Source organism: Pseudomonas sp. SLBN-26 (assembly GCF_006715895.1).
In the GTDB taxonomy this organism is placed as follows: Bacteria; Pseudomonadota; Gammaproteobacteria; order Pseudomonadales; family Pseudomonadaceae; genus Metapseudomonas; species Metapseudomonas otitidis.
In genome coordinates, this window is sequence record NZ_VFOB01000001.1 from 392,993 (window position 1) to 411,842 (window position 18,850).

The following is an 18,850-nucleotide window of genomic DNA, read 5'->3' on the forward strand; positions in this document are numbered from 1 at the left end:
CCGGAGGGCGGACAAGCACGGCGGCGCGCCGCCCGGCGGATGAGACGCCGCGTCTCAGCGTCTCGCCCGCACCCCGTGCAGGCTGACATGGCGCGTCTCAGATCGCGCTGCGCACGGCGCGTCGACACACCCCTTGCGGCCGCTCTGGCCCGCACCTTTGCGCCCCGCCTGCGCCGTCCTGGCACCGCCCTTGCTCCTGTCCTGGCGACACCGGGACGCCGTCCCGCACCCACAACAACAATTCAGAGGTGCGTCATGACCCTTGTTACCCCTGCGCCATTTTCCCTTTCCGGCCGGATCGCCCTGGTCACCGGCGGCGGCCGTGGCATCGGCCTCGGCATCGCCTGCAGCCTGGCCCAGGCCGGTGCCGAACTGGTGATCGCCGACCTCGACCCGGCCCTGGCCGAGGAGGGCGCCGCCCAGGTCCGCGCCCTCGGCGCCCGCGCTACGGCCCACGCGGTGGACGTCGCCGAGCCGCAGAGCGTCCAGGCCCTGGTGGACGCCATCGCCCGCCAGCACGGCCGGCTCGACGTGGCGGTGAACAACGCCGGCGTCATCAGCATCCACAAGGTCCGTGAACTCAGCGTCGAGGACTGGGACCGGGTCATGACCATCAACGCCCGCGGCGTGTTCCTCTGCTGCCAGGCCGAACTGGCGCTCATGCAGGCCCAACGCTGGGGGCGGATCATCAACGTCGCCTCCATCGCCGGGCGGGTCGGCTTCCCGGACCTGGCCCACTACAGCGCCTCCAAGTTCGCCGTCATCGGCTTCAGCAATGCCCTGGCCAAGGAGGTCGCCCGCGAGGGCATCACCGTCAACGCCCTGTGCCCCGGCATCGTCGGCACCGGCATGTGGCGCGGCGAGGCCGGGCTCTCCGGGCGCTGGGCGCAGCCGGGGGAGAGCGAGGCGCAATCCTGGGCGCGCCACCAGGCCAGCCTGCTGCCCCAGGGCGAGGCGCAGACCGTGGAAGACATGGGCCAGCTCGCCGTCTACCTCGCCTGCGCGCCCCACGTCACCGGCCAGGCGATCGCCGTCGACGGCGGCTTCTCCCTGTGAGTGCCGCCATGCCCCTGCGCGTCGGCATCATCGCCAACCCCGCCTCCGGCCGTGACGTGCGCCGCCTCACCGCCAACGCCGGGCTGTACTCCAGCACCGACAAGGCCGCTGTGGTGCAGCGCCTGCTCGGTGCGTTCGGCGCCACCGGCGTGGACGAGGTGCTGATGCCGCCGGACATGACCGGCATCGCCGCCGCCGTGCTCAAGGCCAGCGCCAGCCGCCATGCCCACGACAGCCGCTGGCCGCGCCTGGAGTTCCTCGACCTGCCGCTGCGCCAGAGCGTGGAAGACACCCGCCACGCCGCGCGCCTGATGCTCCAGCGTGGCGTCGCCCTGGTGGCGGTGCTCGGCGGCGACGGCACCCACAAGGCCGTGGCGGGGGAGGTGGGCGACATCCCGCTGTTGTGCCTCTCCACCGGCACCAACAACGCCTTCCCCGAGCTGCGCGAAGCCACCGGCGCGGGCCTGGCCGGCGGGCTCTACGCCAGCGGCCGCATCCCGGCGGAGGTGGCGCTGCGCCGCAACAAGCGCCTGCGGGTGCGCATCGCCGCGCGCGGCATCGACGAAACCGCCCTGGTGGAGGTGGCCGTCTCGCCGCTCACCTTCACCGGGGCCCGTGCCATCAGCCGCGCGGAGGACCTGGCCGAGGTCTATGCCGCCTTCGCCGAGCCCCACGCCATCGGCCTCTCGTCCCTCTGCGGGCTGTGGAACCCGGTGTCGCGGCGCTACCCCCGTGGCAGCTGGGTGCGCCTCGCCCCCGGTGCCGAACACACCCTGCTGGCGCCGCTCGCGCCCGGCCTGCTGCAGGCCTGCGGCATCGTCGCCAGCGGCAGCCTGGAACCTGGCATCCCCCGGCTGCCGCACCTGGCCGCCGGCACCCTGGCCCTGGACGGCGAACGCGAGATCGAGTTCGCCGCCGCCGACCGCCCCAGCATCACCCTCGAACTCGACGGCCCGCTGAGCATTGACGTCGAGGCCGCCCTGGCCTTCGCCGCCTGCCATCGCCTGCTGGCCGTCCCTGGCAAGCCCGTGAACCACCCCGGAGAACAAGAAGATGTCCACGCTTTCGACTGAGCAATTGCTCCATGCCTACCGCGTGATGCGCACCATCCGCGCCTTCGAGGAACGCCTGCACGTGGAGTTCGCCACCGGCGAGATCCCCGGCTTCGTCCACCTGTACGCCGGCGAGGAAGCCTCCGCCGCCGGGGTGATGGCGCACCTCGACGACGAGGACTGCATCGCCTCCACCCACCGTGGCCACGGCCACTGCATCGCCAAGGGCGTGGACGTGTACGGGATGATGGCCGAGATCTATGGCAAGAAGACCGGCGTCTGCCACGGCAAGGGCGGCTCCATGCACATCGCCGACCTGTCCAAGGGCATGCTCGGCGCCAACGGCATCGTCGGTGCCGGCGCGCCGCTGGCCGCCGGTGCCGCCCTGGCCGCCAAGCTCAAGGGCAACCGCGCCGTGGCCGTGGCCTTCTTCGGCGACGGGGGCTCCAACGAGGGCGCCGTGTTCGAGGCCATGAACCTCGCCTCGGTGTGGAACCTGCCGTGCATCTTCGTCGCCGAGAACAACGGCTACGCCGAGGCCACCGCCTCCAACTGGTCCGTCGCCTGCGACCACATCGCCGACCGCGCCGCCGGCTTCGGCATGCCCGGCGTCACCGTCGACGGCTTCGATTTCTTCGCCGTGCACGAAGCCGCCGGCGCCGCCATCGAGCGGGCCCGGGCCGGGGAGGGGCCCTCACTGATCGAAGTGAAGCTGACCCGCTACTACGGCCACTTCGAAGGCGACGCCCAGACCTACCGCGCCCCCGACGAGGTCAGGCACTACCGCGAAACCCGTGACTGCCTCATGCAGTTCCGCGAGCGCACCACCCGTGCCGGGCTGCTCCAGGCCAGCGCGCTGGACGCCGTCGATGTCGAGGTCGAGGCCTGCATCGACGAGGCCGTGGTGCGCGCCAAGGCCGACCCCAAGCCATCCCCCGCCGACCTGCTCAGCGACGTCTACGTCGCCTACCCGTAACCGGCCGGCGAGCCGCCAGAAGAACAATCAAAGGAGAGCCATCATGGCCAGAAAGATCAGCTACCAGCAGGCCATCAACGAGGCGCTGGCCCAGGAAATGCGCCGCGACCCCAGCGTCTTCATCATGGGCGAGGACAATGCCGGCGGCGCCGGCGCACCCGGCGAGGATGACGCCTGGGGCGGCGTGCTCGGGGTCACCAAGGGTCTCTACCACCAGTTCCCCGGCCGCGTGCTGGACACCCCGCTGTCGGAGATCGGCTACGTCGGCGCCGCCGTGGGCGCGGCCACCCGGGGCCTGCGCCCGGTGTGCGAACTGATGTTCGTCGACTTCGCCGGCTGCTGCCTGGACCAGATCCTCAACCAGGCCGCCAAGTTCCGCTACATGTTCGGCGGCAAGGCCGTCACCCCGCTGGTGATCCGCACCATGGTCGGCGCCGGCCTGCGCGCCGCCGCCCAGCACTCGCAGATGCTCACCGCGCTGTGGACCCACATCCCCGGGCTCAAGGTGGTCTGCCCCTCGTCCCCGTACGACGCCAAGGGCCTGCTGATCCAGGCCATCCGCGACAACGACCCGGTGATCTTCTGCGAGCACAAGCTGCTCTACTCCATGCAGGGCGAGGTGCCGGAAGAGCTCTACACCGTGCCCTTCGGCGAGGCCAACTTCCTCCGCGACGGCGATGACGTCACCCTGGTGACCTACGGCCGCATGGTCCACCTGGCCATGGACGCCGCCGCCAGCCTCGCCCGCCAGGGCATCTCCTGCGAGGTGCTGGACCTGCGCACCACCAGCCCGATGGACGCCGACAGCATCCTCGAAAGCGTGGAGAAGACCGGCCACCTGGTGGTCATCGACGAAGCCAACCCGCGCTGCTCCCTGGCCACCGACATCGCCGCGCTGGTGGCCGAGCAGGCCTTCCACGCCCTCAAGGGGCCGATCCGCCAGGTCACCGCCCCGCACACCCCGGTGCCGTTCTCCGACGCCCTGGAAGACCTCTACATCCCCAGCGCCGCGAAGATCGAAGCCGCCGTGCTGGCGCTGCTGCAAGGGAGAAACGCCGCATGAGCCGCATCCATACCCTGACCATGCCCAAGTGGGGCCTCTCCATGACCGAAGGCCGGGTGGCCGACTGGCTCAAGCAGGACGGCGACACGATCGAGAAGGGCGACGAAGTGCTCGACGTGGAAACCGACAAGATCAGCAGCAGCGTCGAGGCGCCGTTCTCCGGCGTGCTGCGGCGCCAGGTGGCGCGCCCCGACGAGGTGCTGCCGGTGGGCGCGCTGCTCGGCATCGTGGTAGAGGGGGAGGCCAGCGAGGCGGAGATCGACGCCGTGGTCGAGCGCTTCCTCGCCGAGTTCGTGCCCGGTGGCGAAGGCGAGGCCGACAGCGGCCCCAGCCCGCAGAAGGTCGAGCTGGACGGCCGCACCCTGCGCTACTTCGAGCGCGGCGAAGGCGGCGTGCCGCTGGTGCTGATCCACGGCTTCGGAGGCGACCTCAACAACTGGCTGTTCAACCACGAGGCCCTGGCCGCCGAGCGCCGCGTCATCGCCCTCGACCTGCCCGGCCACGGCGAATCCGCCAAGCAGCTGGCCCGGGGCGACCTGGACGAGTTGAGCTGCGCCGTACTCGCGCTGCTCGACCACCTCGACATCGAGCACGCCCACCTGGCCGGCCACTCCATGGGCGGCGCCGTCGCCCTCAACACCGCGCGGCTGGCCCCGCAGCGGGTGCGCAGCCTCAGTCTGCTGGCCAGCGCCGGGCTCGGCGCCGAGATCAACGGCGCCTACCTGCAGGGCTTCGTCGAGGCCGGCAACCGCAACGCCCTCAAGCCGCAGCTGGTGCAGCTGTTCTCCGACCCCGCGCTGGTCACCCGGCAGATGCTCGAAGACATGCTCCGCTTCAAGCGCCTGGAAGGGGTGGACGCCGCCCTGCGCCAGCTCGCCGACACCCTCAACGAGGCGGGCCGCCAGCGGCTCGACCTGCGCAGCGTGGTGGAGAGCGGTCAGCACCCCGTGCTGGTGGTCTGGGGCGAGGCCGACGCCATCATCCCCGCCCACCACGCCGAGGGCCTGCCGGCCGACGTGCACATCCTCCCGGGGCAGGCCCACATGCTGCAGATGGAGGCCGCCGATGCGGTCAACGCGCTGCTGCAGGCCTTCCTCCAACGCCACTGACGATCACCGGGCCCGGCACCCGCCGGGCCCCAGGAGAACCCCATGAGCATCCTCCCCAACAGCATGCGTGCCGCGGTGTGGCACGGCCGCAACGACATCCGCGTGGAAGACGTACCCCTGCCCGGCGACCCGGCCCCCGGCTGGGTGCAGATCCGCGTGCACTGGTGCGGCATCTGCGGCTCCGACCTGCACGAGTACGTCGCCGGCCCCGTGTTCATCCCCGTGGAAGCGCCGCACCCGCTCACCGGCATCAAGGGCCAGTGCATCCTCGGCCACGAGTTCTGCGGCGAGATCGTCAAGCTCGGCGACGGCGTGCAGGGCTTCGCCCCGGGCGAAGTGGTCGCCGCCGACGCCTGCCAACACTGCGGCACCTGCTACTACTGCCGCCACGGCCTCTACAACATCTGCGAGAACCTCGCCTTCACCGGTCTGATGAACAACGGCGCCTTCGCCGAATGGGTCAACGTCCCCGCCAACCTGCTGTACAAGCTCCCGGCCGGCTTCCCCGCCGAGGCCGGCGCCCTCATCGAACCGCTGGCGGTAGGCATGCACGCGGTGAAGAAGGCCGGCAGCCTGCTCGGGCGCAACGTGGTGGTCGTGGGGGCGGGGACCATCGGCCTGTGCACCATCATGTGCGCCAAGGCCGCCGGTGCCGCCCAGGTCATCGCCCTGGAGATGTCCAGCGCGCGCAAGGCCAAGGCCCGCGAAGTGGGCGCCAGCCACGTGCTGGACCCGAACGAATGCGACGTGCTCGCGGAAATCCGCGCGCTTACCCAGGGCCTGGGCGCCGACGTCAGCTTCGAATGCATCGGCAACAAGCACACCGCCAAGCTCGCCATCGACGCCGTCCGCAAGGCCGGCACCTGCGTGCTGGTGGGCATCTTCGAAGAGCCCAGCTCGTTCAACTTCTTCGAACTGGTGGCCACCGAGAAACAGGTCCTCGGCGCCCTGGCCTACAACGGCGAATTCGCCGACGTCATCGCCTTCATCGCCGACGGCCGCCTCGATATCACGCCCCTGGTCACCGGCCGCATCGAACTGGAGCAGATCGTCGAAAAGGGCTTCGAAGAGCTGGTGCACAACAAGGAACACAACGTGAAGATCATCGTCTCCCCGCGCGCGGCATAGGCGCCGTATCAGGCCGTTACCGCAGTCCGTGAAAGGCCGGGTCGAGCGTGGGCCATGCGTGTGGTGGTCATCACTGATGTGCCCTGGCTCGACCAGTTTGCGGGCTTGTAGAACCATGGAAGGCTCGGCATTATGAGCCGCGTTTTACTGAGGCGACGGAGCCAAGAATGAGCGATATCACGGGTGAGGCGACTGTCATCAGGAATGCCAGCGTGCTAGCCGCCGAAATCGGTGGCGAGCTGGTGCTGATGAGCGTGTCCCAGTGGCACTACTTCGGCCTCAACTCCGTTGCCAGCGATATTTGGGAGCGCCTCGCATCGCCCATGCGTGTAGAGGCTTTATGCGAGTCACTGGCAACCGACTACGACGGCGATATCCAGGTGATTCGCAAAGATGTCATGGAGTTGCTGAGCAAGTTGGCGAGTCGTGAGCTCATCGAGGTCAAGGCTTGATCAACGCTCACCGTCTTCGTGTTGTCGAAGCCGCCCTGTTTTTTTTGTTCACTCCTGTCTTCTGTCGCCTGTTTTCGTGGCGCCTTCTGCTGAGCTTGAGCGGGGCCCGCATTGAGCCGGCATCCTCTGATTTGAGTCCCGTCGTGTCGCCGATGGCTCGCGCAGTGGGAGACGCGGTCGCCGTTGCGGCAAGGCGCCTTCCCTGGAAGCCTCTTTGTTTGCCCCAGGCATTGGTGGCTGCTTGCATGCTGCGCTTGCGTGGGAGACGTTCCGTACTTTGCCTGGGTGTACGCAAAGAAGGTGAGTCCATAGGTGCCCATGCCTGGCTGGTATTGCCGGGGCAGGACGGTGGGGTCGTTTGTGGAGCGGAGCATATCGGCAATGTTCGCGCTTTGCGGCAGCAGGATTAGGTCACGCCATGCATGATGATTACTCTCTGTGCGGCTGGCGCGTGCACAGTGATTTGCCGTTGCCGGAGCTGTTGCCCTGGGCGGGTGATTCTCAGGCTCCGGTCGATCTTCGTATCGAACTCGGAGCGGTTGAGGCACGACTGCTGGACCCTCAATATGACGGTCCCGTTCTGCAGATGGACGCCGATGGAACCTGTCTTTTCACCATCGAGTCAGTTGCGATCTACCGCATAGCGCACGATGGCCGCACGATTCGGGTCCACCCCAGCCTCCCAGCGGACCTCCCCGCAGTGAGGGCATTTCTGTTCGGGACCGTGTTTGCAATTGTTTGCCAGCGCCGCACCGTCCTACCTCTGCATGCCTGTTGCGTGAAACTGCCTTCTCCCCAGGGGGATGTCGCGGTCGCTTTCACGGCACCTTCAGGAACCGGTAAGTCGACCCTGGCATCGGCCTTCATGCGGCGGGGTTACCCGATTCTGGCGGACGATGTCACGGTGGTAAGCCTCGATCCCGCGCGGGGTGCAGTGGCGTTGCCTACCTTCCCAAGGGTCAAGCTCTGGCAGGACGCAATGGGCCAGTTCGGCCATGCCATGGGGGACGCAGAGCGTGTACGCCAGGGGATGGACAAGTTCTCCGTCGGCTTGGGGGCAGAGCATTTCGCCGTAGGTGCTCCTTTGAGTCTGGTTGCGTTGTACCACCTTGAACGCGTCGAGGACGCCAAGCATGCAGGGCTGGAGGAGGTCGGCGGCTTACCGGCCTCGGTCCGGTTTTCCAAGGCCCTGTATCAGGAGCGCATCCTCATGACGGTTGCCGCTGGCAAGGGCGCCCATTTTTCCCTGGTTACGCGCTTGGCGGCAGGCATCAAGCGACATGTTCTGGTTCGACAGCTCTCCGGCTTTGAACATCTGGATGAGCTTGTCCATCGCATCGTGACCTTTCACGCCGGGACGACCCATCAGGCATGAGTGGTTTCTACTGGCTGGCGTCCTACCCCAAGTCTGGCAACACTTGGTTGCGCCTGGTCCTCAACAGTTATCGCCTGGGTGGGTCGAAGCCAGATTTTTCGCAGAAACAGAACTTCGCCCCCATTGCCAGCAGTCGTCGCCGCTTCGACGAGCTTCTTGGCGTCGCCTCGTCCGATTTGCTGCCTGATGAAGTATTGACGTTGCGTCCGCGCATGTATGAGCTGCAAGTAAAAGAGGCACGCGAAGCCTTGTTCAACAAGGTGCATGACGCATGGCAATTGACTCCAGGGGGGGAGCCACTGTTCCCAGCCACAAGTACCCTTGGAGCGGTCTATATCGTGCGCGATCCACGCGATGTGGTGTTGTCGCTGGCCGGGCACATCGGTTTCAGTGTGGACAGGGCGATCGACCTTCTCCTCGACGAGGCAGCCAGCCTGTGTGACCAAAAGCTCGGTCTCAAGGATCAGCTACCCCAGCGACTGGGGAGCTGGAATCGACATGTACTGAGCTGGATCGATCTTCCAGCGCCTTGGAGTCCTTTGCTCCTTCGCTATGAAGACATGCTGGTGAAGCCTCAGGAAAGCTTTGCCAGTGTCATCAGATACTGCGGATGGCCGTTGGACGATGAGCGGCTTGAGCAAGCCCTGGATGCCACTCGTTTCGATCGACTACAGGCTGCGGAGGCCAGCCATGGCTTCACTGAGCGGCCGCAACGCGCCGCCCGCTTCTTTCGAGAGGGGCGTGCCGGAGGGTGGCGTGAGCGATTGAACGAAGCACAGCTGCAGCGTATTGAAGCGGGGACCAAGTCGGTGAGAGCGCGTCTTGCTTATTGCTAGCAAGGATCCAGGCATTTGAGTCGAAGCAGGTCAGCTCTGGAGTTGGCAGCCAGTTTCGATCCAGCGCAGGAATGCGCCAAAGTGTAAACCTCTATGCAGAAGGGTGAGGTATTCCGGGCTTGCTGGTCGGTTTGGCCAGTTCGAAAGCAGGGCTCTCATTCGTTTGAGGTCGAGCAAGCGTTGGGCCAGCGGGGAAGCTTCCAGCTCTTCGAGTCGCTCGCTTAGAAAAGGGCGCAGCAGGCTCAACCGATGAAGATATTCAGGGCATTGCATGCCGCGTTTGCGGTTGTTGACTACCTCGCCAGGCAGGCGATCCGCCGTAACTCGGCGGGCAAGCACACGAGTCACGCCGCCTTGCAGGTAAAGGCTGTCGGGAAGTGAAAAGCAGAATTCCAGCAAGCGCCGGTCAGCCATCGGGTCGCGAACCTCGAAGCCATGCAGGGCACGAACAAGTCCCGTTGCCTGCAGTGCCGACTGGCGCTCCTTGAACCACTCCTGGCGTAGCTGCCAGCTCGCCATTGAAGCCATTTGCTTGCGGCGCCTGACCCCATCTTGGGTTCGAATACGTGCCTTTATCGCCGGCTCAATGGGCGATTGATGCCCCCACTCGAAGGCACTCGACCCGGCATGCAGTTTTGCTTTCCACCGCTGAACGGTGTCTGGCGCAAACGGGGCCAGGGTGGAGCGCCATATCTGGCGCGCAATGGTAGCGTTTTGTCCGCTCGTGCGGGCCAGGGCGAATGACTCCTGAAAGGCCTTCAGCCAACGACCATCCCTCATCAAGCCGGTAAGGGTGCCTTGTCCATCCCATGACAAGGTCACGTTGCCGAGCGCTCCGGCCAGCAGTACACGCCCTCCTTGCTGCCTTATGTGATCCCGGGCGGAGCCCATCCAGGCCATGTTCATTACATTTCGCCAAGGAACGCCTGTCAGCTGGAACATCCGTAGCCAGTCGGTATCCCATCGATGCTGCGCTGGAGCGTTGAAAAACAGCGGCTGCAATCCGGGCGTTTGTTCGCAGATGCTCGCTACATAGCGTCGTTCGCTCATGTAGTGGTGATCTGTATCCAGCAGCTCGGTATTGGCGGCAGGCAAACAGGTGACGGTGGTCAGTGTGTTGCCTGGCAGGTACTTCACTGCCGTCACTGACACCGCGGAAGAGTCCAGTCCTCCTGTGAGGGAGGAAAATGCAGGGCCCTCGATCCGCAGGCAGTCTTTGACCGCGCGCTCGAACAGTTCCCGTGCCGCCTCGACGTATTCCTCTTCCCTGGACAGGCGCAACTCGGTTCGTTGCTCTGGCGTCCAGTAGAAGCGTTGCTTGAGTTGGCCACAGCGTAAAACCGCAATCGAGCCCGCAGGTAGAAGGTGCAGACTCTTGTAAGGTGTGCCGTTGTCGGTTACCGGAAGGTCCGATAGCTGGGCGACGAAGTGGTCTTCGTCCAACTCGCGATCAATGCCGGGAACTGCCAATAGGGCGGTAGGGTTCGTGGCGAAAGCAAAGAGCCCGTTTCCCTCGTGGTAATACAAGGGGCGTTGACCCACAGCGTCACGTGCGAGCAACAGGCTGCGATCAGCAGAATTCCATACCACCAGCGCAAAATCACCGAGCATGCGTTCGGGACCGCGCTCCCCCCAACGCACTATTGCTTCATAGGCTATGGCGCTGTCAGCCCAGCCGCGTGCCTCCCTGGGCAGCGCCAGGGCGTCTATCAGTTCGGTGCGGTTGATTAGGTAACCATCGAATACCAACACCAGAGGAACATCATGCCGAGTGGCAGGCTGATGATCCTGACGATCTTCCGGGGCTGTAATACGTAGACGGTGGGTAAGGAGAAGGCCAGGTTGCGACCAGTGATAGGGTCGCTCCAGTCCTGGCGCATCGAGTGCAGCTGCAATACGCTCAGGTAGTTCCGCTGGTATGACCCGAGCGGAAAGCAGACCGGCAAATGCGCTCATCGATGAGCCAGGAATTTACAGTGGTTGAGCACGCAGCATGCCGGTCAGGAGACGTTCGAAAAGCCAAACGTACCGTCATTGCCACTGGTGGCGAAAATGGATGAAGTCACATCCGATATGGAGACTTCGGTGATTTCCGGCTTCTCCCAGGTTTTACGCTGCGACTCGATCTCGTTGGACTCAATAGTTTCTTGTTCGGCCATCTTCTTACTCCTGTAAGTTGGGTGGTCAAGCTATATCAACTGCTCGCATATTGGCAATCGTGGATTGGCTACGGTTCAGCCGAATAACAGACAGGCTCAGGATATAAGGGTCTGCCTTGGGTGAATTGTTTATAGCTTTCGTCACCCAACTGATAGGCGATCTGTATCCAGGTCATCATCGCCAGCGCGCGCTGTTTCGCCTTTGGCGGAGCAGATGGACGCAGTCGCTTCAGCAATTCCAGTTCGGCAGCAGCGAGTTCATCACTGAAGGTGAATTCGTTTGAAGGGCCGCAATGGACCTCATACTCGCTACAGCCACGCTTTATGCTGACGGAAACCTTGGCGCCAAGCTCAGGTGTAGCGAGAACACGTTCGAGAACCCGCTGGTAGGCTTCGCGCGCATTCTGCAGCCCATCCAGATAAAACAGGGCTCGGTAAGGGCCGGCCTGGTAGCGTGCATTCAGGCTGGCGCCAGCCTTGTAGGCATAGGGCAGGTCTTGTGCGATCTTCTGCGTAGCAATCAGCTGTTCCAGGCTGGTTGGACGTACCTGTACCTTGAAGCAGTGGCGGCAGCCTACCGGGACGGCCGCCTGACCATAAGCCTGACGGAACAGAAAGCCCAAGAGTTTCCCGCAGGGAAATGGTGTGTGGTTGGGACCTACGACCCAGTTCTCGTTCAATCGGGCAGGGCGGGCCAGTTCCCAGGTGCCATCTTCATGCAGAACGACATCGCCCCTTTCGCGCGCGATCAGGAGATTTTCCCCAATGGTGGACTTGCCCAGTTTGAGGTTCATGAAGTCCGTGCTTGCCTTGGCCAAGGGAACCCGCTCCGCATCGTTTGTTGGCCGACAGTTTCCTTGTCACAGGGGTTACGGTAAAGCGAAATGAGGAGAGGCTGGTTGTTCCACGATTGGGTACGTTTCATGGCGCAGGTTTTGCGCGGCGGCGAGCGGCGGAGGTCTGCACTCCTGATGCGGCGGCGTCCGCAAGGCTTGTTTCAGCCCTACGGCACGACGCAGGAAGATCGTTATCCCGAGTTGTTCCAGTCGATTCGCCAGGTTCTGGCAGACACTCCGCAAACACGCCTGTTGTCGTTCGGCTGCTCCACGGGCGAGGAAGTCTTCAGCCTGGCACGCTATTTCCAGCAAGCCCATATCCGTGGTGTGGATATCGATGCTGGCCGTATTGGTCAGTGCCAGGCGCGGTGGCGACGTGAGGGGCGGGAGCTCCGCCTGAGCTTCACCTGTGCAGGGGGCGTGGCGCAGGAGGAGACTGCCAGCTATGACCTAGTGATGGCCATGGCCGTCTTCCGTCATGGCGCGTTGGGGGGGCGCCCTGCTGACTGCTCCGCCTGGATTCGCTTCACCGACTTTGATCGCGTGCTTGGCGATTTGGCCAGGATTCTCAAACCGGGTGGTTTGCTGGTGATTCGTCACGCCAACTTCCGTTTCGGCGACACGAGCGTGGCGGGCCTGTTCGAGTGCCTGCGCGGCGAGGCGGCGTTGGGTTCGCCGATCTACGGACGGGACGACTGCTTGCTACCCGGCGTAACGGGGGACGACGGCATCTACCGCAAGCGGCCAACGTTCATTATCTAATCGAGCATGGCGTGGGTGGTGCTTATCCGCCGTCTTGACCTGCTGGCGTGCATCGGGGCTGTCCCTGGTTTGTACCGTAATCATCCAGCAACACATGCAGGATCCGTTTCCAGGCTTGGCCGTCACCAAATGGATTGCTCCAGCTGACGCTCGAATGGCACAGCTCATCTGCAGCATCGATCAGGCTGTTCCCCGACACCACGGGCACCAGCCTGGAGCCGCCGCTATCCAGGCTCTCCGGGCGTTCGGTATTGGCTCGCAGCACCAGGCAGCGGCGCTGTAGGACGCAGGCCTCCTCCTGCAGGCCGCCACTGTCGGTCAGCACCAGCTCGGCGTGTTGTAGCAAGGCCAGCATGTCGATGTAGCCGAGGGGGGCTGAGGTCTTTATATGCGACGAGCCGTCGATGATTTTCCGGTGCTCCTGGCTCAGCCGTGGGTGGACGGGGAAAATCACTGGTTTATTGCGCGCTTCAGCCAGGCGTTGCACGGCCTCGATCAGTTTGGCGAAATGCACGATATCGTCGGTATTGGAAGGCCGGTGACAAGTCAGCAGCATGTAGCCCTCGGCTTGAACACCCAGGCTCTCCAGGATTCCCGAGCGCGCCCGGGAGATCTGCGCATAGCGCAGGGTGGCGTCGTTGCCGGTGTTGCCTGTGATATGCACATTGGCACTTTGGATGCCCTCGTTGGCGAGTAGCTCGACCTGCAATGCCGAGGGGCAGAACCAGAAGTCGGACATATGGTCCAGCTGGATTCGATTGTTTTCTTCCGGCATGGACTTGTCGAAGCTGCGTAAACCAGCCTCGACATGGGCAATCGGTATATCGACATTGCGCGCAGCGAGTCCTCCGGCCAACGAACTGTTGGTGTCGCCCTGAACAATCACATAGTCCGGCTTCACCGCTCGCAGTATCGGTTCGATCCCCATGACCATGCGCGCCACTTGCGAGCTTGCGATATCAGACCCCACTCCTAGATTGAAATGCGCGAGCGGCAGCTCGAGTTCTTCGAAGAACAGCCTGTCCATGGTCGAGGTGTAGTGCTGGTTGGTGTGGATCAACGTATAGCGGATGCCACGCTGAATGCAGGCATGAATCAGTGATGAAAGCTTGATGATTTCGGGGCGTGTGCCCAATACGAATACTAGATGCATGATTGGGGGTGCTCTAAGACGTCGATATCCGAATCGGACCCGGGTGAACACATGAAGTCCGTCAGCGTGCCGTCGGCCATCAGCACGTTACGGTCGGTATGGTGCAGGGCGGTGAGGCGATGGGTGATCAGCACCACGGCAAGCTCGGGCCGTGCGGCGCGCAGGGCTTGCAGGAAGCGGCTCTCGCTCAGTTGATCCAGTGCTGCCGTGGCTTCGTCCAGAATAAGCAGTACCTTGGCATGGGCCACCGCACGGGCGAGCCCGATACGTTGCCGCTCGCCGCTCGATAGCTGTTGTTCGAATGCTTCCACGGGGGTGTCCAGGCCCAGGGGAAGGCGCTTGAGCAAGGCATCGACGCCAGCAATGGCCAGCGCCTCGCGTAGCACCTGCTCAGTACCGCCGCCCAGAAAGGCCAGGTTGTCGCGCAGCGTGCCAGGAATCAGCGTAGTGCCAGAGGCGGCATAACCGATGGTCCGGTGCTCCGCTGGTAAGTCGAGCCATTGCAGCGAGCCCTGGCTGGGCTGCAACTCGCCGATCAGTACATCCACCAATGTCGATTTGCCCACGCCCGATTCGCCGACCAAGCCCAGCCATTCCCCTTGGCCGATGCTCAGGTTCAGGTCGCGTATAACCGCCTGGCTGGTCTGGGGGTAACGGTATTGCAGTGCTTCGCACAGCAGCACCTGTTGGCGCGGGGCACAAGCCGGTGCCGCATGCTGCTGGGAGGGCGCCGCGGGTGTTCGCGTGGGCGAGTCGGGCGAGGCCAACTCGTCAAAATACGGGCGTGACAGGCGCAGCGTCTGCAGGCTGGACAGCACACGCCTGAAGCCCGGCAGCAAACGCAAGCCCACGGCCAAGAACAAGGCCAGTGCATGCAGGTCCGTTTGCCCGCTTCCCTTGCTGGCTATCAGTACGCAGAGCACCAGCAGCATCAGGAAAAACAGCTCCATGATGGGGGACTGGACTTCCATCAGCGTACGTTCGCGGGCCGTGGCGCGGGCAAAACGTTCAGCCACCGGGTAGTAGCGATCCAGCACCGCCTGCACGCGGCCGTACAGGTGTATTTCGCGCAGGCTGGCCATGCTGTCGACGACCCAGCGTTGCATCAGCACCTGACTTTCGCCTCTGCGCGTTTCCCTGATGTCGTTCAGCATCACCGACAGGGCACCGCCAACGCCAGCAGCCAGCAGCAATGCACCGAGCAGCATCGCGGTCGCCAGAGGCTCCAGGGCCAGCAACACACAGAGCAGCAGGGCGACCACCAGGGATTCGGTGAGCAGTTCCAGGCTTGGCAATAGGGTGCCGATGACGATTCTGGGTGCCATGTGATTGACGGCCACATTGCTTCCCTGTGCGGTTGTGTTCGAGAGCTGCGCAACGGGGCGGATCAGTTCGTGTTGGAAAACGCTCAACGAGATCATCAGCGTCCAGGCGTCGATCAGCCGGCTGCGCGCGGCAGACAGCAGTGGCGCCAGCACGCCCTTGCCCAGCACCAGGGCCACCACCAGCAGCGGCAACGCGGACACGCTGCTACCAGCAATCGCTGACCAGTGCGTTTCGACCTGCGCATACCAGCCGGAAGATGTGCGCCCCGTCGGTAGCAGCGTGCCCAGCAGGATAGCCACCAGCAACGCACAGAGCGTATCGATGGCGGCCTTGCCCAGCAGCAACGCCAGCATCGACACGATGCTGGACGTGCTGGCGCCACAGCGTCTGACGAAGGCCAGTGCCCGTGGTGGAAGGTCGAGTAGTGCAAAGGGTTTCACGAATTTCACGGGCTTAAGGCGATCAAGGATTTGGGCAGACCCAGGATGCGTTCACGGATGATGCGGGCAGTGGGAAAAAGAACCTGCATCTGTCTGCGGGTCAGCAGGCGGGCGCTATCCACGAGGAACTCGGCCTGCTTGTGGTCCGCGGCACGTTGCCAGTGCCCCAGCGCCGCACGGCGTACCAGCCTGATCCTGAGGCGACGCGGCAGCCAGTGAAAAAATGGCGTCATACAGTGTGGTTCGAGTGGGCACCAGAAATCGGGTGTCTGGATAAAGTAGCGTTCTGCAACGCGCACCAGCTCCCGGGCAAAACGTTCGACACGCTCCGGACCACCCACATGCTCGATCACGGAGTTGGAATGCACGATATGGAAGGCGCCGTCTTCGAACTGGCTCAGGTCACAGCCATCGGCACAGAGTGCGCTGAATGGCGGTAGCGGGGGCTGGCGGACGGGCGTGGTGTTGAGCAGCGTGATGGAGACTCGGCGTGAGGCCAGGTAAGCCGCCGGCAGGATTTTCCAGTAGCGCTGGGTGCCGCCTACATCGAGCACGTTGACATGGCCATGGCGGGCGTAGGCCTGCTCGATCATGTCCCGTAATGGCCCGATACGGCGGGTACGCAATCGTGTGCCGAGCGAGCGGGGGTTGTCGTAATCGGTCAAATGACGCGTCAGTCGTTTCATCCAGCCGGCAGGCCGCGGCCGTCGCACGGCCTGCTGGTAGAAGGCCACCAGCTCGGCAGCCTTGCGCTGCCAGGTGAAACCCTGGCGCACGGCCTCTATCACGCTGGCCGGCACCTGGCTCTGCGCGCACCGGGCCGCGCAGGCACCCAGGTCCGAGATGTCGCCCAGGGCGAACACGCCGTCCCAGCCGACGGCATCGGTGATGGCACGGCAGCCTTCGATATCCGAGCACGCCATCGGCACACCGGCCAGTAACCCCTCCAGGATGACCGTTGGCATACCCTCGCGCTCCGATGCCAGGACCATCGCATCACATCCGGCCATCATCCTCTGTGAAACGCCGTCGTCCTGCCAGCCGTGAAAGCGCACGCGTGAGGTCAGGCCCCATTGCGCCGTCAGGGCCTCCAGCCGGGGCCGGTCATGACCCTGGCCCACGATGTGAAATACGGCGTGCATCAGGTCTGAGGTTTTCAGCGCGGCGATCACATCGTCGAGGCGCTTGACCGGATCCAGCCGGCCGATGGACAGGAGGGCAGGGGTGCCTTCCAACTGAATGGGGCTGGTATCGCCAGGCTGACGGCGCTCATCGAGGCAGTTGGGAATGATCAGCACCTGCCGGGGGAACAAGCCACGCCGTGCCAGATCGGCCTCCCAGCCTTTGTGCAACAACACCACGGCACGGGCTGTTCTTACCATCAGGCGCTCGACGGTGCGGTCCCACGCATGCTTGAGCAGACGCCGCCACCAGTTGCCTGTGTCGTAGTAACAATGCGGCGTGTAAACCAACGGCACGCCGCGGATGACAGCCAACAGGGCGGTGAGTGCCGCGATCGGTGTCCGGGCACCATGTACATGCACCAGGTCGTGTTCGCCCAGCACTGACCAGAGACGACGGTAGCCACCCTGGCGTACGTCGAGGTCGCTACCGGGGTCTCCGATGACCGGTGCCAGGATGGTCAGGAGGATCTGATCATCGGCCCGTATCGCTCCGGCCAGCCCTTGAATATGGCGCGCTACGCCACTGGACAGGGGTTCGAACTCCTTGCTGACATGCAGCACTCGTAGCGTCATGCCACACACTCCATCGATGGTGACTGCTGGAGTCGACGCAGCAGGGCGTCGAACTGGTCGTCTCCGTTGGCAAAGTGGCCGCGCAGCCATTGGGCTTGCGCCTGTGCACGGTCACGGCGAAAGGCCGGGTCATCGCGCAGGCGTTGGTAGATATCGACTACCTGCTCTGCCGTGGCGGCCTGCAAGGGCGCCGCCAGGGCTTTGCGTATCGCCAGGTTGCCCGGCAATGACAACTGCAGGGCCACGACCCAATGCCCGGCCAACGCGGCATCCAGCATTGCAGTGGAGCAGTAGCCCACCACCAGGTGCGGTCTGGTGGAAGGGCTCTGCAGCTCCGGGTGTGGCGGGCGGCAAACGGCGCGCGCAGCTGCGCCGGTATAGGGCTGGCCTTCCTGGGGGTGCAGCAGAATGCGGGCCCCCGGTGCGATCCGCAGCAGCGCGTTGGCAAAGGCGGTCAATGCTTCGCCAATGCCTTCACCCAGCACCTGGGCATGGGTTTGCGAGAGCAGTGCCATGCCTTCCGGGGCGCATGCAGGGGGCTCGGATGTCCCGCCCCGGCCCAGTGCGTCCATCACCAGTCGGGTATCCGAGGTACCGTTGGCACCGAACACCTGACGACTGGCCTCACCCCACACCACGTACCAGTCGGCCCGTGTCGGGAAAAACTCATCGGTTGGAATGCCGTGCTGCATGCAAATGGTGGTGAGCCCCTGGCCGATGGCCGCTCGGCTCATCAGGTCGAAGTCGTTGTGCAGCAGCAGTACGCCACGGCTGGTTGCCAGGGTGCGCTGCAGGCTGCCAGCCCATAGCGTGCGACGGGCCAGGCAACTGGCGAGCAGCAATGGCTGGCGTTGGCGCAGTGCGGCGATGAATACCTGCAGGGCCGAACGCCACGTGCGCCGCTCGGGCCTCACGGGGCGAATGATGGGCAGGCCTGTGTCGATATCGCGGTTTGCCAGGCGCGGATGCAGCAGCACAAGAGGTTCATAACCGGCCGACCGCAATGTGGGCAGAACCCGCTGTAGGGTGCCCCAGCCACTCATTCCGGCCAGGGTGGTCAGCAGGACGGCGTGCCGCTGCCCCTGCGTCTTCCGCGCGGGTCCGCTGTGCCGAAGCAATAGCCAGGCATCACGCAACAGCGCCCCGAAGGCGCGCATCCCTGCCGCGGTCTGACTTCTGCCGGCGTGCAGAAAGAACAGTTCATGGCGAACCTCTGCTGCAGCTGGGCCGAAGTGCTGGCACATGTATTCAATCTGCTCGGCGAAAGATCCCTGTAGCCATGCGGATGATTTCATAGGCTAATATCCGATTTTTCCTACGGACGACAAGCTACAGTCGCCTCGTCAAGTTGCCAACTGCAATCAGTTGGT

Annotated in this window: 18 protein-coding genes; 11 read left to right on the forward strand and 7 right to left on the reverse strand. The window is 64.3% G+C overall.

Annotation, left to right across the window (positions count from 1 at the left end; genetic code table 11):
• Positions 1–255: 255 nt before the first annotated feature.
• The 10 genes from FBY21_RS01920 (at position 256) to FBY21_RS01965 (ending at position 9,047) form a co-directional block, all read left to right on the forward strand.
• Positions 256–1,056: an SDR family NAD(P)-dependent oxidoreductase gene (locus FBY21_RS01920; protein ID WP_142008223.1), complete on the forward strand. Its 801-nt coding sequence runs from the start codon at positions 256–258 to the stop codon at positions 1,054–1,056.
• A gap of 8 nt (positions 1,057–1,064) precedes the next feature.
• On the forward strand, positions 1,065–2,129 hold the full coding sequence (locus tag FBY21_RS01925; protein ID WP_142008225.1) for an ATP-NAD kinase family protein: 1,065 nt from the start codon (positions 1,065–1,067) through the stop codon (positions 2,127–2,129).
• Positions 2,110–3,084, forward strand: a complete 975-nt coding sequence (locus FBY21_RS01930; RefSeq protein WP_142008227.1) for a thiamine pyrophosphate-dependent dehydrogenase E1 component subunit alpha — start codon at positions 2,110–2,112, stop codon at positions 3,082–3,084. The genes FBY21_RS01925 and FBY21_RS01930 overlap by 20 nt, the downstream gene beginning before the upstream one ends.
• A 43-nt stretch (positions 3,085–3,127) precedes the next feature.
• Positions 3,128–4,147, forward strand: coding sequence for an alpha-ketoacid dehydrogenase subunit beta (locus FBY21_RS01935; RefSeq protein WP_044400480.1), 1,020 nt, complete (start codon positions 3,128–3,130; stop codon positions 4,145–4,147).
• The gene (locus FBY21_RS01940; RefSeq protein WP_142008229.1) at positions 4,144–5,256 is read left to right on the forward strand and encodes an acetoin dehydrogenase dihydrolipoyllysine-residue acetyltransferase subunit; all 1,113 of its coding nucleotides are present in this window, start codon (positions 4,144–4,146) and stop codon (positions 5,254–5,256) included. Before FBY21_RS01935 ends, FBY21_RS01940 begins: the two co-directional genes overlap by 4 nt.
• A gap of 63 nt (positions 5,257–5,319) precedes the next feature.
• Positions 5,320–6,384: a 2,3-butanediol dehydrogenase gene (locus tag FBY21_RS01945; protein WP_253543847.1), complete on the forward strand. Its 1,065-nt coding sequence runs from the start codon at positions 5,320–5,322 to the stop codon at positions 6,382–6,384.
• A gap of 167 nt (positions 6,385–6,551) precedes the next feature.
• Positions 6,552–6,836 (forward strand): PqqD family protein, encoded by a 285-nt coding sequence (locus FBY21_RS01950; protein WP_142008234.1) that lies wholly within the window; start codon positions 6,552–6,554, stop codon positions 6,834–6,836.
• Entirely contained in the window at positions 6,833–7,246 is a 414-nt protein-coding gene (locus tag FBY21_RS30140) for a lasso peptide biosynthesis B2 protein (protein ID WP_142008236.1), read from the forward strand. The genes FBY21_RS01950 and FBY21_RS30140 overlap by 4 nt, the downstream gene beginning before the upstream one ends.
• A gap of 8 nt (positions 7,247–7,254) precedes the next feature.
• Positions 7,255–8,211, forward strand: a complete 957-nt coding sequence (locus FBY21_RS01960; protein WP_142008238.1) for a hypothetical protein — start codon at positions 7,255–7,257, stop codon at positions 8,209–8,211.
• Positions 8,208–9,047 (forward strand): sulfotransferase domain-containing protein, encoded by an 840-nt coding sequence (locus tag FBY21_RS01965; protein ID WP_142008240.1) that lies wholly within the window; start codon positions 8,208–8,210, stop codon positions 9,045–9,047. The genes FBY21_RS01960 and FBY21_RS01965 overlap by 4 nt, the downstream gene beginning before the upstream one ends.
• A 30-nt stretch (positions 9,048–9,077) precedes the next feature.
• Here FBY21_RS01965 and FBY21_RS01970 read toward each other — a convergent pair whose 3' ends face one another.
• The 3 genes from FBY21_RS01970 to FBY21_RS01975 all read right to left on the reverse strand — a co-directional run bounded on the left by FBY21_RS01970 (position 9,078) and on the right by FBY21_RS01975 (position 12,000).
• Entirely contained in the window at positions 9,078–11,003 is a 1,926-nt protein-coding gene (locus FBY21_RS01970; protein WP_142008243.1) for an asparagine synthetase B family protein, read from the reverse strand.
• A 44-nt stretch (positions 11,004–11,047) separates the two neighbouring features.
• On the reverse strand, positions 11,048–11,206 hold the full coding sequence (locus FBY21_RS29315; protein WP_160158550.1) for a hypothetical protein: 159 nt from the start codon (positions 11,204–11,206) through the stop codon (positions 11,048–11,050).
• A gap of 68 nt (positions 11,207–11,274) precedes the next feature.
• Positions 11,275–12,000, reverse strand: coding sequence for a hypothetical protein (locus FBY21_RS01975; protein WP_142008245.1), 726 nt, complete (start codon positions 11,998–12,000; stop codon positions 11,275–11,277).
• Between the two features lie 105 nt (positions 12,001–12,105).
• On the opposite strand from FBY21_RS01975, the gene FBY21_RS01980 reads away from it, so the two are divergent.
• Positions 12,106–12,804 (forward strand): class I SAM-dependent methyltransferase, encoded by a 699-nt coding sequence (locus FBY21_RS01980; protein WP_160158551.1) that lies wholly within the window; start codon positions 12,106–12,108, stop codon positions 12,802–12,804.
• A gap of 22 nt (positions 12,805–12,826) precedes the next feature.
• On the opposite strand, the gene wecB is transcribed toward FBY21_RS01980, so the two are convergent.
• The 4 genes from wecB to FBY21_RS02000 all read right to left on the reverse strand — a co-directional run bounded on the left by wecB (position 12,827) and on the right by FBY21_RS02000 (position 18,775).
• The gene (gene wecB, locus FBY21_RS01985) at positions 12,827–13,957 is read right to left on the reverse strand and encodes a non-hydrolyzing UDP-N-acetylglucosamine 2-epimerase (RefSeq protein ID WP_142008249.1); all 1,131 of its coding nucleotides are present in this window, start codon (positions 13,955–13,957) and stop codon (positions 12,827–12,829) included.
• Positions 13,948–15,636, reverse strand: coding sequence for an ATP-binding cassette domain-containing protein (locus tag FBY21_RS01990; protein WP_142008251.1), 1,689 nt, complete (start codon positions 15,634–15,636; stop codon positions 13,948–13,950). The genes wecB and FBY21_RS01990 overlap by 10 nt, the downstream gene beginning before the upstream one ends.
• A 92-nt stretch (positions 15,637–15,728) precedes the next feature.
• A complete protein-coding gene (locus FBY21_RS01995) occupies positions 15,729–17,480 on the reverse strand; it encodes a glycosyltransferase (protein ID WP_160158552.1) in 1,752 nt (583 codons plus the stop codon).
• Entirely contained in the window at positions 17,477–18,775 is a 1,299-nt protein-coding gene (locus tag FBY21_RS02000) for a hypothetical protein (protein ID WP_142008255.1), read from the reverse strand. Before FBY21_RS02000 ends, FBY21_RS01995 begins: the two co-directional genes overlap by 4 nt.
• Positions 18,776–18,850: the final 75 nt, after the last annotated feature.

Excerpts from the sequence above, each read along its gene's own strand:
- FBY21_RS01920 (WP_142008223.1), top strand. The coding sequence starts at position 256 with ATGACCCTTGTTACCCCTGCGCCATTTTCCCTTTCCGGCCGGATCGCC.
- FBY21_RS01925 (WP_142008225.1), top strand. The coding sequence starts at position 1,065 with ATGCCCCTGCGCGTCGGCATCATCGCCAACCCCGCCTCCGGCCGTGAC.
- FBY21_RS01930 (WP_142008227.1), top strand. The coding sequence starts at position 2,110 with ATGTCCACGCTTTCGACTGAGCAATTGCTCCATGCCTACCGCGTGATG.
- FBY21_RS01935 (WP_044400480.1), top strand. The coding sequence starts at position 3,128 with ATGGCCAGAAAGATCAGCTACCAGCAGGCCATCAACGAGGCGCTGGCC.
- FBY21_RS01940 (WP_142008229.1), top strand. The coding sequence starts at position 4,144 with ATGAGCCGCATCCATACCCTGACCATGCCCAAGTGGGGCCTCTCCATG.
- FBY21_RS01945 (WP_253543847.1), top strand. The coding sequence starts at position 5,320 with ATGCGTGCCGCGGTGTGGCACGGCCGCAACGACATCCGCGTGGAAGAC.
- FBY21_RS01950 (WP_142008234.1), top strand. The coding sequence starts at position 6,552 with ATGAGCGATATCACGGGTGAGGCGACTGTCATCAGGAATGCCAGCGTG.
- FBY21_RS01960 (WP_142008238.1), top strand. The coding sequence starts at position 7,255 with ATGCATGATGATTACTCTCTGTGCGGCTGGCGCGTGCACAGTGATTTG.
- FBY21_RS01965 (WP_142008240.1), top strand. The coding sequence starts at position 8,208 with ATGAGTGGTTTCTACTGGCTGGCGTCCTACCCCAAGTCTGGCAACACT.
- FBY21_RS01970 (WP_142008243.1), bottom strand. The coding sequence starts at position 11,003 with ATGAGCGCATTTGCCGGTCTGCTTTCCGCTCGGGTCATACCAGCGGAA.
- FBY21_RS29315 (WP_160158550.1), bottom strand. The coding sequence starts at position 11,206 with ATGGCCGAACAAGAAACTATTGAGTCCAACGAGATCGAGTCGCAGCGT.
- FBY21_RS01975 (WP_142008245.1), bottom strand. The coding sequence starts at position 12,000 with ATGAACCTCAAACTGGGCAAGTCCACCATTGGGGAAAATCTCCTGATC.
- wecB (WP_142008249.1), bottom strand. The coding sequence starts at position 13,957 with ATGCATCTAGTATTCGTATTGGGCACACGCCCCGAAATCATCAAGCTT.
- FBY21_RS01990 (WP_142008251.1), bottom strand. The coding sequence starts at position 15,636 with ATGCTGGCGTTGCTGCTGGGCAAGGCCGCCATCGATACGCTCTGTGCG.
- FBY21_RS01995 (WP_160158552.1), bottom strand. The coding sequence starts at position 17,480 with ATGACGCTACGAGTGCTGCATGTCAGCAAGGAGTTCGAACCCCTGTCC.
- FBY21_RS02000 (WP_142008255.1), bottom strand. The coding sequence starts at position 18,775 with ATGAAATCATCCGCATGGCTACAGGGATCTTTCGCCGAGCAGATTGAA.